Consider the following 15,407-nt stretch of genomic DNA (forward strand, 5'->3'; position numbering starts at 1 on the left):
ATGCCTCTCTGGCTTAGCCTTTGCTCTTGTTGGCTTTTTCCACAGCTTCGTCGATGGTTCCCACCATGTAGAAGGCCTGTTCCGGCATGTGGTCATATTCACCGCTCAGGATACCCTGGAAGCCACGGATGGTTTCTTTCAGGGAAACGTATTTACCTGGTGCACCGGTGAAGATTTCCGCAACGTGGAATGGCTGGGACAGGAAACGTTCAATCTTACGGGCGCGGGCTACGGTCTGCTTGTCTTCTTCAGACAGTTCATCCATACCCAGGATCGCAATAATGTCCTTCAGCTCTTTGTAGCGCTGCAGTACGGACTGTACGCCGCGAGCCACTTCGTAGTGCTCCTGACCGATTACCTGCGGGTCCAACTGACGGGAGGTGGAATCCAGAGGGTCAACAGCCGGGTAGATACCTTTTGCAGCGATATCACGGCTCAGTACTACGGTAGAGTCCAAGTGCGCGAAGGTGGTCGCCGGAGACGGGTCAGTCAAGTCATCCGCCGGTACGTATACCGCTTGAATGGAGGTGATAGAACCGGTCTTGGTGGAGGTAATACGTTCCTGCAGAACGCCCATCTCTTCCGCCAGGGTTGGCTGGTAACCTACCGCAGAAGGCATACGGCCCAGCAGTGCGGAGACTTCGGTTCCCGCCAGGGTGTAACGGTAGATGTTGTCGACGAACAACAGTACGTCTTTGCCTTCATCGCGGAATTTCTCCGCCATGGTCAGGCCGGTCAGGGCAACACGCAGACGGTTTCCGGGCGGCTCATTCATCTGACCGTAAACCATTGCCACTTTGGAGTTGGCTTTATTTTCCAGGTCTACAACACCGGATTCGGCCATCTCGTAGTAAAAATCGTTACCTTCACGGGTACGCTCACCAACACCGGCGAACACGGACAAACCGGAGTGCTCGGTAGCGATGTTGTTGATCAGTTCCATCATGTTTACGGTTTTACCAACACCGGCACCACCGAACAGACCAACCTTACCACCCTTGGCGAACGGGCAAACCAGGTCGATAACCTTGATGCCGGTTTCCAGCAGTTCGGTAGAGCTGGACTGCTCTTCGTAAGTCGGCGCAGCGCGGTGAATAGAGGAGCGCTCTTTCTCACCGATAGGGCCACACTCGTCAATCGGGTTGCCGAGCACGTCCATGATGCGACCGAGGGTTTCCAGGCCTACCGGTACAGAAACCGGAGCGCCGGTATTGCGCACGGGCAGACCGCGGCTGATACCTTCGGATGAACCCATGGCAATAGCGCGTACCACGCCGTCACCCAACTGCTGCTGCACTTCCATGGTGAGGTTCTTTTCCTCAACCACCAGTGCGTCGTATACATTCGGAACGGAATCACGTGGGAATTCCACGTCGATGACCGCTCCGATCACTTGCACAATTTGCCCGTTACTCATTTCCGGATCCTCAGCTTTAAATTCTTTCTAGGCTGACCATTAACTGCTGGAGGCAGCGGATTAAACCGCCGCCGCGCCGCCGACAATTTCGGACAGCTCCTGGGTAATGGCCGCCTGACGCGCCTTGTTGTAGACAAGCTGCAACTGATCGATCAGCTCACCGGCATTATCGGTGGCGCTCTTCATCGCGATCATACGCGCCGCCTGCTCACAGGCTTTGTTTTCAACTACTGCCTGGTATACCTGGGACTCGATATAGCGAGCCAGCAACCCATCCAGCAATTCAACCGGATCCGGCTCGTAGAGGTAGTCCCACTCGTGCATGAGTTTTTCATCTTCGTCCTTCGGCAGCGGCAGCAATTGCTCGACCCGCGGCTTCTGCGACATGGTGTTGATAAACTCACTGGATACCAGGAACAGGCGATCGATATCGCCTTCCGCGTAACGGTCCAGCATTACTTTTACTGAGCCAATCAGCTTGTTGGCCTGGGGCGCATCGCCCAGGTCGCGAACCGCTGCGACAACCTTGCTGCCGATGGCGTTAAAGAAACTGGCCGCCTTGTTACCTACTGCGCAGACTTCGACGTCGGCGCCTTTATTGGACCACGCCTGCATCTCGCGAATGGCTGCCTTGAACATATTGACGTTCAAGCCACCACAGAGTCCGCGGTCAGTGGATACCAGAATAAAACCGACCCGCTTGGCCTCGCGCTCCTGCAGGTAAATATGCTGGTACTCGGCCGAAGCGTTGGCGACGTGGCCGATCACTGCGCGTATGCGCTGGGCGTAGGGACGCCCCAGTGCCATGCGATCCTGAGCTCTGCGCATTTTACTGGCTGCAACCATTTCCATTGCGGCAGTAATTTTCTGCGTGCTCTTGATGCTGGCAATTTTTGTGCGTACTTCTTTTCCGCCTGCCATAGTGATTTACCTTGTTCGCTGGAAGTTAGATTCCGAAAGAGCGGCAAGCCGCTCTTTCGCGCTCTCCAGGGAGTTCTTACCAGCTGCTAGTAGCGACGAATTTCTCGATAGCGGCTTTGAAAGCTGCATCGATTTCATCGTTGTAGTTACCAGTGGCGTTCACTTTCTCCATCAGCTCTGCATGTTCGCTATTCATAAACGCGAGCAGGGCGGCTTCGAAATCCAGCACCTTGGCAACTTCTACTTCTTTCAGGTAACCCTTGTCGGCGGCGTAAACGGAAACAGCCATATCCGCGATAGACAGCGGGGAATACTGCTTCTGCTTCATCAGCTCGGTTACGCGCTCACCGTGATCCAGCTGGGCCTTAGTGGCTTCGTCCAGGTCGGAGGCAAACTGGGAGAATGCCGCCAACTCGCGGTACTGGGCCAGGGCGGTACGGATACCACCGGACAGCTTTTTGATCACCTTGGTCTGCGCTGCACCACCTACACGGGATACAGAGATCCCCGGGTTGATCGCAGGGCGGATACCGGAGTTGAACAGATCGGTCTCAAGGAAGATCTGGCCATCGGTAATGGAAATCACGTTGGTCGGTACGAACGCGGAAACGTCACCGGCCTGGGTTTCGATGATCGGCAGGGCGGTCAGAGAGCCGGTCTTGCCTTTCACTTCACCATTGGTGAACTTCTCTACGTAGTCGGCGTTGACACGCGCGGCGCGCTCCAGCAGACGGGAGTGCAAGTAGAAAACGTCACCGGGGTAAGCTTCACGTCCAGGCGGACGCTTCAGCAGCAGGGAGATCTGACGGTAGGCCCAAGCCTGCTTGGTCAGGTCATCGTATACGATCAGGGCGTCTTCACCGCGGTCGCGGAAGTACTCACCCATGGTACAGCCAACGTAGGGAGCCAAAAACTGCATCGCAGCCGGATCGGCGGCGCCAGCGGCAACTACGATGGTGTGATCCATCGCACCGTGCTCTTCGAGCTTGCGCACTACGTTGGCAATAGAGGACTGCTTCTGGCCCACGGCAACGTAGACACACTTAACACCGGTGCCTTTCTGGTTAATGATGGCGTCGATCGCCACCGCAGTCTTACCGATCTGACGGTCACCGATGATCAGCTCACGCTGGCCACGACCGATCGGGATCATGGTATCAACCGCTTTCAAACCGGTTTGTACAGGCTGGTCAACAGACTGACGGGCGATAACGCCAGGCGCCACCTTTTCAACCGCGTCGGTCAGCTTGTTGTTCAGTGGACCCTTGCCGTCGATCGGATTGCCCAGCGCGTCTACAACGCGGCCGAGCAGTTCCGGACCCACCGGAGTCTCCAAAATACGGCCGGTGCAACGACATTTCTGGCCTTCGGCCAGAGATTTGTAGTCACCCAGGATTACAGCACCAACGGAGTCGCGCTCCAGGTTCAGCGCCATACCGTAAACGCCGCCTTCGAACTCGATCATCTCGCCGTACATCACATCGGCCAGGCCGTGGATGCGGATGATACCGTCGGAAACGGAAACAATGGTGCCCTCATTTTGGGCTTCAGTGCTCACATCGAGATTTTCGATGCGGCTCTTGATGATTTCACTGATCTCAGAGGGATTCAGTTGCTGCATGCTCTGTTCCTCAAGTCCCCCGCCGACAGCTGCCGACGGGAGAGAGTAATTTAGGAGTTCATCGCCTCGGCGAGCTTGGCCAGACGGCCGCGTACGGTACCGTCGATGACTGTATCACCGGCACGGATGATCGCGCCGCCCAGCAGGCTCTCGTCCACCGAGCTGTGCAGATGTATTTCGCGTTCAAACTTCTTGCTGAGTTTTACGCTCAGCGCTTGTGCCTGCGCATCGCTCAGTGCTTGCGCAGAAACGACTTCCACTTCGAGAGTGGCTTCCGCCTGCGCTTTCAGCGCTTCGAACAGCTCGGAAATTTCCGGCAGCAGCTGCAGACGGTGGTTTTCCGCCAGCAACCGGATGAAGTTTTTTCCGTGTTCGCCGAGCTCGTCTGAACAGATCGACAGGAATTTATCTGCGCGCTCTTCACTGGTGAGCTGTGGGTTATCCAGCAGCTCACGCACTTTTTCGTTCTGGCTGACCGCCGCCGCAGTTTCCAGCGCAACGCTCCAACCTTTGAGATTGGAGGCTTGCTGCGCATAGCTGAATGCGGCTTTCGCGTAGGGCCGGGCCAGTGTGCTGAGTTCCGCCATGGGGATTCCTCGCTTACAGCTCGGCTGCCAGTTTATCGATCAGGTCGTCGTGCGCCTTGGCGTCGATATTGACCGCGAGAATCTTCTCCGCACCCAGAACAGACAGGTCTGCCACACGGCTGCGCAGCTGCTCTTTAGCGCGATTCACTTCTTGGTCGATCTCAGCTTTAGCCGCAGCCTTCAGGCGATCGCCCTCAGACTGTGCCGCCTGCTTGGCTTCGTCGAGAATCTGATTGGCGCGCTTGTTGGCACCATCGATAATCTCGCCCGCCTGATCTTTGGCCGCTTTCAACTGCTCAGCAGCCTTGCGCTTGGCCAATTCCAGATCTTTCTGCGCGTGCTCGGCGTCAGCTAGACCGTCAGCGATCTTCTGCTCACGCTCTTTCATCACGCCCAAAAGCGGCGGCCATACAAACTTCCAGCAAAACCAGACGAAAAACAGAAAAGTAATCGACTGGCCGATTAGAGTCAGGTTGATATTCACACCGACACCTCTTGCTCTTTAAATAGGGTTAAGGGCAATTGGAACGGCGTAATTAAACCAGACCAGGAGCTACGGCGAAGATCAGGTACATGGCGATACCAACACCGATCATCGGAACCGCATCGAGCAGACCCGCCATCAGGAACATTTTGCCCTGCAGAGCCGGCGCTTGCTCAGGCTGGCGTGCAGAACCTTCCAACAGCTTGCCACCCAGGGTACCGAAACCGATAGCGGTGCCCAGAGCGCCCAAACCGATCAGCAGTGCACTTGCGATGTAAACCAGACCTAATGCTTCCATTGTGTTCTCCAAATCAAAGTTAAAGAGTTGTTGTAAAGGTTGAGTAAAGGGTTAACTGTTAAAAACTTATTGGTCGTGCTCGTGCTCGTCATCGCGATGGTGTGCCATCGCCATGTACACAGTGCTCAACACCATAAAGACGAACGCCTGCAGGGTAATTACCAGTACGTGGAAGATTGCCCAGCCCATATGCAGTAAGCCCGCACCGATAAAGCCGAGGACACCCACGCCAAAGACAATGGCGATCAGGATAAAGATCATTTCACCGGCATACAGGTTTCCGAACAGACGCAGGCCCAGAGAAATCGGCTTGGCAATCAGGGAAACGGCTTCCAACAGGAAGTTCACCGGGATCAGCAGGATGTCAAAGAACCACTTGCCGGTATGGAAGGGGTGCAGGGTCAACTCTTTGAGGAAACCGAGGGCACCTTTTTCGCGAATACTGAAGAAAATCATCAGGGCGAACACAGCCAGGGCCATACCCAGAGTGGCGTTGGGGTCGGTAGTGGGCACCACTTTAAAGAAGAGGTGATCATTACCGGAGATCTTGGCGGCAGCCATCGGCAGCCAGTCAACCGGCACCAGGTCCATCAAGTTCATAAGAAACACCCACACAAAGATGGTCAGGGCCATGGGCGCCACCATCGTATTGCGGTGCGGGAAGGTTTCTCTCACCAACTTATCGATAAATTCGGTCACCAGTTCCACAAAGCTCTGAAAGCCGGTGGGTCTGACCACACTGGCTTTTTTTGCAGCGCGGGCAAATAGGAAACAAAAAATCAGACCGAGGCCGATCGACCAGCCCAAGGTGTCCACGTGCAGGGCCCAAAAGCCCATGTCCGCGGCTTCCTGGGAGGAGTGCGCCATGGTCCAGGTAGACTCACCGAGCACACTGCCATCGGCGCGGGTGTAACCGGCCGGCAGTTTGCCGTAAGTCATGTTTTGCAGGTGGTGTTGGATATACCCCGTCGCAGTTTGAGCTTCGCCTGCCATAATTCCTCAACAATCGTAAAAGTAAGAATTCTTTTTTCTTCTGCACCGGCTAGCGGACCATACGCGCCACCAAAATCCACTGCACGATTACACAGAGGCCGTAGCTGATAAAAAGCGCCGCCGCGTTTAGCGGCTTGACGGAGGCAAACACCCCCGCAAAGCCCGCTATGGTCAATATAAATTTGCCGGTTTCCGCGCGATAGAAATTGCCTACCACGCGATGGGCCGCGCGCGCACCGCTATCGCGGAAGGCGCGCCTGCCAAAATATGCACTGGGCAGCGCGTTCAAGGCGCCGCCGATCAAAACGGAGAGCGCAGTCACCGGTTTGCCACTCAGGTGCATTACCGCACCGACCAGCGATACCAGCAGGAGCTGTACCGCGGCAATTATCAATACCGGAGGTTTTTTCATAGACGGGATAAGCCGACTTTTTGTGCGCTGTCCGCCCAAAATTTGGGCGTGCGAATTATGGAGCAACAGCATCGCCGATTCAACCGGCAAATGTCGTCAACTTATTTGATTTTCTGGAGGTTTTGCACGGAATTACTCTGCGCAGTGAGTATTTGCCAACAGTTATTGAGCACGCCACTTGGACGCGCACTGTACAACTGTCTCAATCTTCGGCGTAGCCCAGATGGGCGAGGATTCCGTCCAACTCCTCCAGGGAGGTGTACTTGAGTACCAGGCGGCCACTGCCTTTGTCATTGTGATCGATCGACACAGGCACCCCGACTTTCTCCGCAAGGCGCTCGCTCAGACGGCGAATATTGGGGTCCGGCTTGGGCTTCTCCGGCGCAGGTGCCGCCGGCTGCTGCAAGCGACGCACCAGCGCCTCAGTCTGGCGCACAGTGAGACTGCGCTCGACAACCTGGCGCGCGGCCGAGCGCTGGGTGGCTCCGGATAAGCCGAGCAGAGCCTTGGCGTGCCCCAGCTCCAGATCACCGCGCTCGAGAAAGGTGCGCACCTCCTCACTGAGTCCCAGTAGGCGCAGCAAATTGGTCACCGCGGTGCGCGACTTACCCACCGCATCGGCAACCTCCTGCTGGGTCAGTTTGAATTCATCCTGCAGGCGCTTCAGTGCCACGGCCTCTTCGATCGGATTCAGGTCCTCGCGCTGAATATTTTCAATGAGCGCCATGGCGATAGCGGCTTCGTCGGTCACATCGCGCAGCAGGGTGGGCACTTTGTCCAGCCCGGCGATCTGAGCAGCGCGCCAGCGGCGCTCACCGGCGATAATCTCGTAGCTCTGTTCACCAATTTCACGCACCACAAGAGGCTGCATAATGCCTTGGGCACAAATGGAATCGGCCAACTCCTGAAGAGATTCCTGCGGAAAATCGCGGCGCGGCTGGTAGCGCCCACGCTGCAAAAATTCGATCGGAAGCTCTTTCAACTCACCGTCGACAACGGCTTCGCTGACTGTGTCACCACTGGCTGAGGCGACAGCGGAACCGGCGCTCTTACTGATCAGGTGGGACAAACCCCGACCCAGTCCTTTGCGTTTGGCGGCCATAAAAATTCCCCTTATACCGCTTCCGCCACAGGGCGGTTTTTCTTATTGGAAGATTGGCTGGCGGGATGGCGGCGATTGATTTCGCAGGCCAGGGCCAGGTAGGCGATGGCACCTTTGGAGTGGCGGTCGTACTCCAGCGCCGGCTTGCCAAAGCTGGGGGCTTCCGCCAGGCGCACATTGCGAGGGATACAGGTGCGGTAGAGGCGCTCGCCAAAATACTCCTGCAGCTGAGCGGACACTTCACTGGTGAGGCTGTTGCGCGGGTCGTACATGGTGCGCAGTATGCCCTCGATCTTGAGATCCGGGTTGGCCGCTTGCTGAATCTGAGTGATGGTATCCACCAGCGCCGATAGGCCCTCCAGTGCGTAGTACTCGCACTGCATAGGAATCAACACACCGTGGGCCGCGCAGAGGGCATTCACCGTGAGCATATTCAACGATGGCGGACAGTCGATAATTACGTAGTCGTAGCGACTGGATACTGCCGCGAGCGCATTGCGCAATCGGGATTCACGCCCCTCCAGGCTGAGAAGCTCCACTTCGGCGGCGGACAGGTCGCCATTGCCCGGGACCAGGTCGAAACCACTTTCCGTGGGTACAATTGCCTGATCAAGCGGCAGCTCGGCGGCGAGCACATCGTAACCGGACGCCTGCAGGTCGCTTTTATCCACACCACTGCCCATGGTGGCATTGCCCTGGGGATCCAGGTCGATCAGCAATACGCGCCGCTTGTTGGCCACCAGGGATGCGGCCAGGTTGACGCAGGTGGTGGTCTTGCCCACACCACCTTTCTGGTTGGCCACAGCAAATATCTTGCTCAAGATTCTGGTCCTTTGTAGTTTTCGGGAAGGTCTATCCCGATGCCTGTACCCATTGGTACCAGTGGCTTTTAGGTTTCCCATGGGAAAGTGCTTTGGGTCGGTGCGAGCTTAATCGGATACGCGTTTATTGCGCACGGCAAAGCTGTATCAGGTGGCGTTCCGCATCGCAGCCAGGCACCGTCAGTCGGTGCACCTGTTCGACCTTAATGCCTTTTGGCAGAGCGCTCAACTCATCCTCCGGCAGCTTGCCCTTCATGGCGTAAAAGCGGCCACCGGGTGCCAACATGTGTTCACTGCCGGCGACCATATCGTCGATAGAGGCAAAGGCCCTGGATACAACACCGGCGAAGGGCTGCTCCGGAACAAAGGATTCAACGCGCTCATTCACAACCGTCACATTGGGTAGGGGCAGGGTACTGGCCACCTGGAACAGGAAGCGGGTTTTCTTTCCGTTGCTGTCAAGCAGGGTGATTGGGCGCTGTGGGTGCATGATAGCCAGTGGAATTCCCGGCAATCCGCCACCGCTACCGACATCGATCAGCGGTCCCTCACCACAGAAATTGACCACACTGAGACTGTCGATAATGTGGCGCTCCAACATCTGCTCTGGATCGCGGATCGCCGAGAGGTTGTAAGCGCTATTCCAGCGATCAAACAGGGCCAAATACTCCAGCAGTTGGCTCTGCTGTTGCTCACTGAGCACCACCGACATCTGTGCCGCCGCCTCCGACAGGCGCGGACGAAACTGTTCCATTGAGTGCGAAATGGGTCTATCCCCCGGTAATCCCGCGAAGTTCAAATCCCCCCGCAGGGTCTCGCGGGCCACCCTGTGGAAAACTAATTTATACGGCTTTTTTGCGCTTGAGCAGGCCGCGCTTTTTTAGCTGGATCAACAGCAGTGAAATCGAGGCGGGCGTGACCCCAGGTATTCTGGAGGCCCGCGCCAGTGTGTCCGGACGCGTCTCGCCGAGTTTCTGTTTCACCTCATTGGAGAGACCGGAAATATCGCTGTAATCGAAATCCGCCGGAATCGGGGTGTCCTCGTAGGCCTGCAGGCGCTCGATTTCCTCGCGCTGGCGATCGATATAACCGGCGTATTTTGCCGATATTTCTACCTGTTCTGCGACCTGCACATCGGTTACTGGCTCGCCTTTCAGACCCGCCACATCACCGTAGCCGAGCTCCGGGCGGCGCAGCAGGTCCATCAGGCTGTACTCCCGCGCTAATGGCTGTGGAAGCTTTTCTTCCACCGCTGCGGCCTGCGGTGTTTTCGGGTGAACCCAAGTGTCCTGCAGACGCTGGGTCTCCAGGGCTATGGCTTCGCGTTTTTCACTGAATACGGCCCAGCGCACATCGCCCACCAAACCCAATTCGCGCCCCTTCTCGGTGAGACGCAGGTCGGCGTTGTCTTCCCGCAGCAGCAAGCGGTACTCGGCGCGGCTGGTAAACATGCGATAGGGCTCTTTGGTGCCACTGGTGATCAAGTCATCCACCAGAACGCCCAGATAGGCTTCATCGCGGCGCGGTGACCAGGCCTCGCGCTCCTGCGCCTGCAGGGCTGCATTGGCCCCAGCTAGAAGCCCCTGCGCGGCGGCCTCTTCGTAGCCGGTGGTTCCGTTGATCTGACCGGCAAAATAGAGCCCCTGAATAAACTTGGTTTGCAGAGAAGGCAACAGGTCGCGGGGATCAAAGAAATCATACTCGATGGCGTAGCCGGGCCGAGTGATATGGGCGTTTTCAAACCCTTTGATCGAGTGCACCAACTCCACCTGCACATCGAAGGGCAGACTGGTAGAAATGCCGTTGGGATAGAGCTCGTTGGTGGTCAGCCCCTCGGGCTCGATAAACACCTGGTGGCTGTCTTTATCGGCAAAGCGGTGCACCTTGTCTTCGATCGAAGGGCAGTAACGCGGACCTATGCCTTCGATGACCCCGGAGTACATAGGGGAGCGATCGAGCCCCCCCTGGATAATTTCATGAGTGCGGGTATTGGTGTGGGTAATCCAACAGCAAACCTGGCGCGGGTGCTGGGCCGGGCTGCCGAGGTAGGACATAAGCGGCGTCGGGCTATCCCCCCACTGCTCCTCCAGCTCCCGGAAATCTACTGAGCGGGCATCGATACGTGGCGGTGTACCGGTCTTCAGCCGATCGACACGGAATGGTAATTCACGCAGGCGATCTGCCAACGCGATGGAGGGTGGGTCACCTGCACGCCCTCCGGCGTGATTATCCAGGCCGATATGAATTCGCCCACCGAGAAAGGTACCAGCGGTCAACACTACGGTTTTTGCGCGAAAGCGGACCCCCGCATTGGTGACGACGCCGACCACTCGCTCACCTTCGACAATCAGGTCGTCGGCGGCCTGTTGAAAAATTTCCAGGTTTTCCTGGCGCTCAAGTATCGATCGGATTGCCGCTCGGTACAGCGCTCGGTCTGCCTGAGCGCGGGTGGCCCGCACGGCGGGGCCTTTGCGGGCGTTGAGTATCCGAAATTGTATTCCGCCGAGGTCCGTCGCTTGAGCCATAGCTCCGCCCAGCGCATCGACCTCTTTGACCAGATGGCTTTTGCCGATACCCCCTATGGCCGGGTTGCAGGACATCTGCCCGAGCGTCTCGATATTGTGCGTCAGCAGCAGGGTGGAGGCGCCTATTCGTGCGGCTGCCAGAGCGGCTTCAGTGCCTGCGTGGCCTCCGCCGATCACGATCACATCATAGGTCTTAGGGAAATCCATAGTGGCTGATACTGGTTACAACTGGGGCGCACATTTTATAGACAGTAGGCCACCTCAGCAATTGACTTTGATGGGACCGTTCAGGGCATTCAGCAAACCTTACTCTCAATCGCCACCGATGTCTTTGTCGCTCTGTGCTTTTGTATCACTCAGGATTTCAGTTTTTATTTCTCGCTCTTAAATAACTTTATTAATGAATAAATATGTTTCTTATAAAGAGTTATTTGTATTTATTGTTTTTATTAGGCGCGGCGATAAACGGTATAAAACAAAAAAAACTATATAAATCATAGGGTTACAACAGGTAAAACCCTGCCTATAAACCCTTGGCGACAGGGGGAGCAACCGGGGTACTAGGCGGTAACAACTTGGGACAACTTTGCATACTTAGAGAGTAAGGCAAAGTTATCATCATACGATTGATCTACTTTGCGGGTGCTTATCCCCTCTTTTGCCCACAGTCGGATTTTATCGACTACTACATGTGGGTCCTTTGACTGGTTAGATGGGGGATACCTGTGGGTAATCAAATTTTTTGTATAAACCTGTGCATATACCCGCCTAATCTGTGTGGGTTAATAGTGGGATACATGCTAATAGCGTTATCCACGGGAAATCCCCGTGGAAATGTATAACTTTATTCATTGAAGGAGTGGCATAAATTGACTGAAGCACTACGAGACGTCGAATGTGCGTGGAGAACTCAATGTGAAAGCTGGGGATGAAAGTGGCGTGTATTGTGAGTGGGGAATAGATTTGGGCCTTTCCTGTGAACAAGGCGTGTGGAAGTTGTGCTTTGAGGGCGAGGAAGTGAGAAGGGGGTAGCAGAGGCCCTGATGGGCAGGCCCCCACAGTGTATAACGTTCAGTTCTGTGAGCGCTGGCAGTGCCCCGGTTCTTACTTACCGATACAGAAGCTGCCAAAAATTTTACCCAGTAGATCATCGGCGCTTACGGACCCTGTGATCTCCCCTAGGGCTTGCTGGGCCTGGCGCAGATCTTCGGCTAGTAGCTCACCCGCACCATGACCGTGCAGTTGTTGGGCTCCTTGTTCTATAAAGGCGCGAGCGCGCTCGAGTGCCTCCAGATGACGCCTGCGGGCGCTGAAATTGCCCTCAGCGGCAGCACTAAATCCGATGCTTTGCTTCAGGTGTTCTTTCAGTGCCTCCAGCCCAGCTCCGGTCTTGGCACTGATCGCGATTACCGGAACGCCCTCGGTGTGCGCCTGCAAGCCGGCGCCATAATCGCTCAGATCAATTTTATTGAGCACCAGGGTGAGCTTGCTGAGGTTTACCAGCTGGTCGGTAAACTCCGGCCAGACCTCGGCGGGGTTGAGAGAATGCAGTTGTTCCGCATCCATAACTAATAGGACACGATCGGCTTGGTGAATCTCTTCCCAGGCGCGCTCTATGCCGATCTGCTCAACTCTGTCCGGCGCATCGCGCAAACCGGCCGTATCGGCGAACTGCAGGGGCATTCCGTCGATATGAATATGTTCGCGCAGAATATCCCGGGTGGTACCTGCGATATCGGTGACAATAGCTGCATCATGGCCGGCGAGAGCATTGAGCAGGCTGGATTTTCCGGCGTTGGGGCGCCCGGCTATGGCTACGCGCATCCCCTCGCGCATAATGGCCCCTTGGCGGGCCTGGGCCTCCACTGCACTCATCTGCGTCAGTAGGGTTTGGATATCGGCGGCAACCTTTCCATCGGCGAGAAAGTCGATTTCCTCTTCGGGAAAATCGATGGCGGCCTCCACATAGATACGCAGGTGGATGAGGTTTTCCACAAGATCTTCGATCTTTTCCGAAAAAGCGCCTTGTAGTGAACGCATGGCATTGCGGGCCGCTTGCTCGCTACCGGCATCAATCAGGTCGGCGATGGCTTCGGCCTGGGTCAGGTCCAGTTTATCGTTGAGAAAGGCACGCTCGGAAAATTCCCCGGGACGCGCCTGGCGGGCCCCGAGTGCAATGGTTGCTTTTAAAAGCTGGTCCAGAATCACCGGGCCGCCGTGCCCCTGGAGCTCGACAACATCCTCCCCGGTAAAGGAATTGGGGCCGGGGAAATACAACGCCAGGCCCTGGTCGATCAATAGGTCGGCATGGGTGAAGTCGCGATAATGCGCGCTGCGTGGTTTCAGAGGCTTTTCCCCGCAGATCTGCTGGGCTATAGCCAGGGCGTTGGTTCCAGATAGACGGATTACTCCGATACCACCACGCCCAGGTGCGGTGGCGACGGCGGCGATGGTGTCGCGGTTAAGGCTTTGCTGTGTCATCGGCTGAGTTTACTCGACGTAACGGAAAAGGGCCGCTGATGCGGCCCTTGTTTATTGCTGTGTGGGTTCTGCGGGTCAATACTTGCCGGCATCCACTTGCTTGTTGATATACCAGGTCTGCCCGATAGTGATCAAGTTATTGGCAATCCAGTAAAGTACCAGGCCGGCCGGGAACCACAGGAAGAATACCGTCATCATCACCGGCATCAGCTGCATGATCCGGGCCTGGGTCGGATCGGTGGGCGCCGGGTTCAGCTTTTGCATAAACCACATAGAGAGCCCCATAAACACCGGCAGAATAAAGTAGGGGTCTTTTGCCGAGAGGTCGTGAATCCAGAAGATCCAGGGCGCGTGGCGCAACTCAACGGTTTCCGTGAGCATCCAGTAGAGTGCGATAAAGACCGGCATCTGTAACAGGATCGGCAGACAGCCGCCCATCGGATTGATTTTCTCGCGGCGGTAGAGCTTCATCGTCTCTTCCGCCAGCTTCTGCCGGTTGTCCTTGTACTGCTCCTGCAACTTTTTCATTTGCGGGGCGAACTTGCGCATACGCGCCATGGACTTGGTTCCCGCGGCGGATAGCGGCAGCAGCAGTGTCTTAATAAAGACGGTGAGCAGGATAATCGCCCAACCCCAGTTGCTGACAATGTGCTCCTGGATAAAGTGCAGGACACGGAACAGTGGCTTGGCAATCCACCACAGCCAGCCGTAGTCCACAGTCAAATCCAGGTAGGGCGAAATCTCCTCCAGGCGGTAGACATCTTTGGGGCCGGCGTAGAAAGAGGCGCTGAGCTCACCTTGCGTGGCCGCGGCAATCTGCACGGGTTGGGCAGTAAAACCCATGCGGAAAAGACCGTTGGAGAGTTCTTTCAGTTCGAAGGTATTGCGCTCGTCCTGGGGGGGGATCCAGGCGCTGAGGAAGTAGTGCTGCACCATGGCCACCCAGCCGCCCTCAATGGTTTCGCGCGTGGGCTTTTCAGCGATTTCTTCAAAATCCTGTTTGAAGTAATTTTCCTCATTGGTGTGCAGGGCCGCACCGAGGAAGGGCGACATGCCGAAACCCGTATCGGTGACGGGTTCGCTGGTATCGCGCTTGATCTGGCCAAACATGGCTGCCGACCAGGGCTTGGCGCTAGTGTTATCTACCAGATAGGCTACCTGAACCAGGTAGTCGCCGCGCTTAAAGGTGTAGCGCTTGGTGATATTGGCACCTTGCTGTTGCAGAGTCAGGTCCACCACTAGTTGGTCCTGTCCCTCGACCAGGGCATATTCGGTCTTGGAAACGTTGAACAGGGGGCGACCGGCGGCGCTATCGGTGCCATTTTTACCAATCAGGCCACTCTGTGCGATATAGGTGTGGTAGCGCGTTTGGTTAAGCAGAATTAGAGGTTGGTCTGGGGTATCCAGTTTTTCCTCGAACTTGCGCAGGGCTACTTTAACAATATCTCCGCCGCGGGGATCGATCAGTAGATCGAACACATCGGTGGTGACATTGACCAGTTTGCGCTCGGTGCCATCGTTATCGGTCTCGGCCGGTGCCTGCGATTCAAGCTGGGGCACGTCACCACCGCTATTATCATAGGTTTCCGCCGGGATTAGGCCGCCGCTCTGTACATCGCTATGCACGATGGTTTCGCGGTCTAGTTCAGGAGTGTGCAGCTCTTGAAATGCATTCCACTGGAAAATGAGTGCAAGGAGAACTGCGAGAATTCCACCGAGCAGCGTGTAGCGTTGCCAATCCATTT

The 15,407-nt window shown here is 56.1% G+C and carries 14 protein-coding genes; all 14 read right to left on the reverse strand.

Going from position 1 to position 15,407, the window contains the following annotated elements; all coding sequences use genetic code 11:
* Positions 1 to 13: 13 nt before the first annotated feature.
* Entirely contained in the window at positions 14 to 1,417 is a 1,404-nt protein-coding gene (atpD, locus tag ACCI51_RS02180) for a F0F1 ATP synthase subunit beta (RefSeq protein ID WP_299583954.1), read from the reverse strand.
* A 60-nt stretch (positions 1,418 to 1,477) separates the two neighbouring features.
* Entirely contained in the window at positions 1,478 to 2,338 is an 861-nt protein-coding gene (gene atpG / locus ACCI51_RS02185) for a F0F1 ATP synthase subunit gamma (protein WP_299583951.1), read from the reverse strand.
* Between the two features lie 76 nt (positions 2,339 to 2,414).
* The gene (atpA, locus tag ACCI51_RS02190; RefSeq protein WP_299583948.1) at positions 2,415 to 3,959 is read right to left on the reverse strand and encodes a F0F1 ATP synthase subunit alpha; all 1,545 of its coding nucleotides are present in this window, start codon (positions 3,957 to 3,959) and stop codon (positions 2,415 to 2,417) included.
* Between the two features lie 50 nt (positions 3,960 to 4,009).
* Positions 4,010 to 4,546: a F0F1 ATP synthase subunit delta gene (locus tag ACCI51_RS02195; protein WP_371842449.1), complete on the reverse strand. Its 537-nt coding sequence runs from the start codon at positions 4,544 to 4,546 to the stop codon at positions 4,010 to 4,012.
* Positions 4,547 to 4,559: 13 nt separating this feature from the next.
* Entirely contained in the window at positions 4,560 to 5,030 is a 471-nt protein-coding gene (locus ACCI51_RS02200; RefSeq protein WP_299583942.1) for a F0F1 ATP synthase subunit B, read from the reverse strand.
* Between the two features lie 52 nt (positions 5,031 to 5,082).
* On the reverse strand, positions 5,083 to 5,328 hold the full coding sequence (gene atpE, locus ACCI51_RS02205; RefSeq protein WP_020413895.1) for a F0F1 ATP synthase subunit C: 246 nt from the start codon (positions 5,326 to 5,328) through the stop codon (positions 5,083 to 5,085).
* A 66-nt stretch (positions 5,329 to 5,394) separates the two neighbouring features.
* Positions 5,395 to 6,321 (reverse strand): F0F1 ATP synthase subunit A, encoded by a 927-nt coding sequence (atpB, locus tag ACCI51_RS02210; protein ID WP_299583939.1) that lies wholly within the window; start codon positions 6,319 to 6,321, stop codon positions 5,395 to 5,397.
* A gap of 49 nt (positions 6,322 to 6,370) precedes the next feature.
* A complete protein-coding gene (locus tag ACCI51_RS02215; RefSeq protein WP_299583936.1) occupies positions 6,371 to 6,733 on the reverse strand; it encodes an ATP synthase subunit I in 363 nt (120 codons plus the stop codon).
* Between the two features lie 202 nt (positions 6,734 to 6,935).
* Entirely contained in the window at positions 6,936 to 7,835 is a 900-nt protein-coding gene (locus ACCI51_RS02220; RefSeq protein WP_371842451.1) for a ParB/RepB/Spo0J family partition protein, read from the reverse strand.
* Positions 7,836 to 7,846: 11 nt separating this feature from the next.
* Complete coding sequence (locus tag ACCI51_RS02225; RefSeq protein ID WP_371842452.1) at positions 7,847 to 8,656, reverse strand: ParA family protein; 810 nt, start codon at positions 8,654 to 8,656, stop codon at positions 7,847 to 7,849.
* Positions 8,657 to 8,780: 124 nt separating this feature from the next.
* On the reverse strand, positions 8,781 to 9,410 hold the full coding sequence (gene rsmG / locus ACCI51_RS02230; RefSeq protein ID WP_371842453.1) for a 16S rRNA (guanine(527)-N(7))-methyltransferase RsmG: 630 nt from the start codon (positions 9,408 to 9,410) through the stop codon (positions 8,781 to 8,783).
* 88 nt (positions 9,411 to 9,498) lie between these two features.
* Positions 9,499 to 11,388 (reverse strand): tRNA uridine-5-carboxymethylaminomethyl(34) synthesis enzyme MnmG, encoded by a 1,890-nt coding sequence (mnmG, locus tag ACCI51_RS02235; protein ID WP_299583924.1) that lies wholly within the window; start codon positions 11,386 to 11,388, stop codon positions 9,499 to 9,501.
* A gap of 897 nt (positions 11,389 to 12,285) precedes the next feature.
* On the reverse strand, positions 12,286 to 13,662 hold the full coding sequence (mnmE, locus tag ACCI51_RS02240; protein WP_371842454.1) for a tRNA uridine-5-carboxymethylaminomethyl(34) synthesis GTPase MnmE: 1,377 nt from the start codon (positions 13,660 to 13,662) through the stop codon (positions 12,286 to 12,288).
* Positions 13,663 to 13,737: 75 nt separating this feature from the next.
* A complete protein-coding gene (gene yidC / locus ACCI51_RS02245) occupies positions 13,738 to 15,405 on the reverse strand; it encodes a membrane protein insertase YidC (protein WP_371842455.1) in 1,668 nt (555 codons plus the stop codon).
* Positions 15,406 to 15,407 lie beyond the last annotated feature (2 nt).

Origin of the sequence: Microbulbifer echini (genome assembly GCF_041447225.1) — a bacterium.
In the GTDB taxonomy this organism is placed as follows: Bacteria; Pseudomonadota; Gammaproteobacteria; order Pseudomonadales; family Cellvibrionaceae; genus Microbulbifer; species Microbulbifer echini.

What these genes read in the sequence shown, in the direction of transcription:
- atpD (WP_299583954.1), bottom strand. Translation starts at nt 1,417, where the DNA reads ATGAGTAACGGGCAAATTGTGCAAGTGATCGGAGCGGTCATCGACGTG.
- atpG (WP_299583951.1), bottom strand. Translation starts at nt 2,338, where the DNA reads ATGGCAGGCGGAAAAGAAGTACGCACAAAAATTGCCAGCATCAAGAGC.
- atpA (WP_299583948.1), bottom strand. Translation starts at nt 3,959, where the DNA reads ATGCAGCAACTGAATCCCTCTGAGATCAGTGAAATCATCAAGAGCCGC.
- ACCI51_RS02195 (WP_371842449.1), bottom strand. Translation starts at nt 4,546, where the DNA reads ATGGCGGAACTCAGCACACTGGCCCGGCCCTACGCGAAAGCCGCATTC.
- atpE (WP_020413895.1), bottom strand. Translation starts at nt 5,328, where the DNA reads ATGGAAGCATTAGGTCTGGTTTACATCGCAAGTGCACTGCTGATCGGT.
- atpB (WP_299583939.1), bottom strand. Translation starts at nt 6,321, where the DNA reads ATGGCAGGCGAAGCTCAAACTGCGACGGGGTATATCCAACACCACCTG.
- ACCI51_RS02215 (WP_299583936.1), bottom strand. Translation starts at nt 6,733, where the DNA reads ATGAAAAAACCTCCGGTATTGATAATTGCCGCGGTACAGCTCCTGCTG.
- ACCI51_RS02220 (WP_371842451.1), bottom strand. Translation starts at nt 7,835, where the DNA reads ATGGCCGCCAAACGCAAAGGACTGGGTCGGGGTTTGTCCCACCTGATC.
- rsmG (WP_371842453.1), bottom strand. Translation starts at nt 9,410, where the DNA reads ATGGAACAGTTTCGTCCGCGCCTGTCGGAGGCGGCGGCACAGATGTCG.
- mnmG (WP_299583924.1), bottom strand. Translation starts at nt 11,388, where the DNA reads ATGGATTTCCCTAAGACCTATGATGTGATCGTGATCGGCGGAGGCCAC.
- mnmE (WP_371842454.1), bottom strand. Translation starts at nt 13,662, where the DNA reads ATGACACAGCAAAGCCTTAACCGCGACACCATCGCCGCCGTCGCCACC.
- yidC (WP_371842455.1), bottom strand. Translation starts at nt 15,405, where the DNA reads ATGGATTGGCAACGCTACACGCTGCTCGGTGGAATTCTCGCAGTTCTC.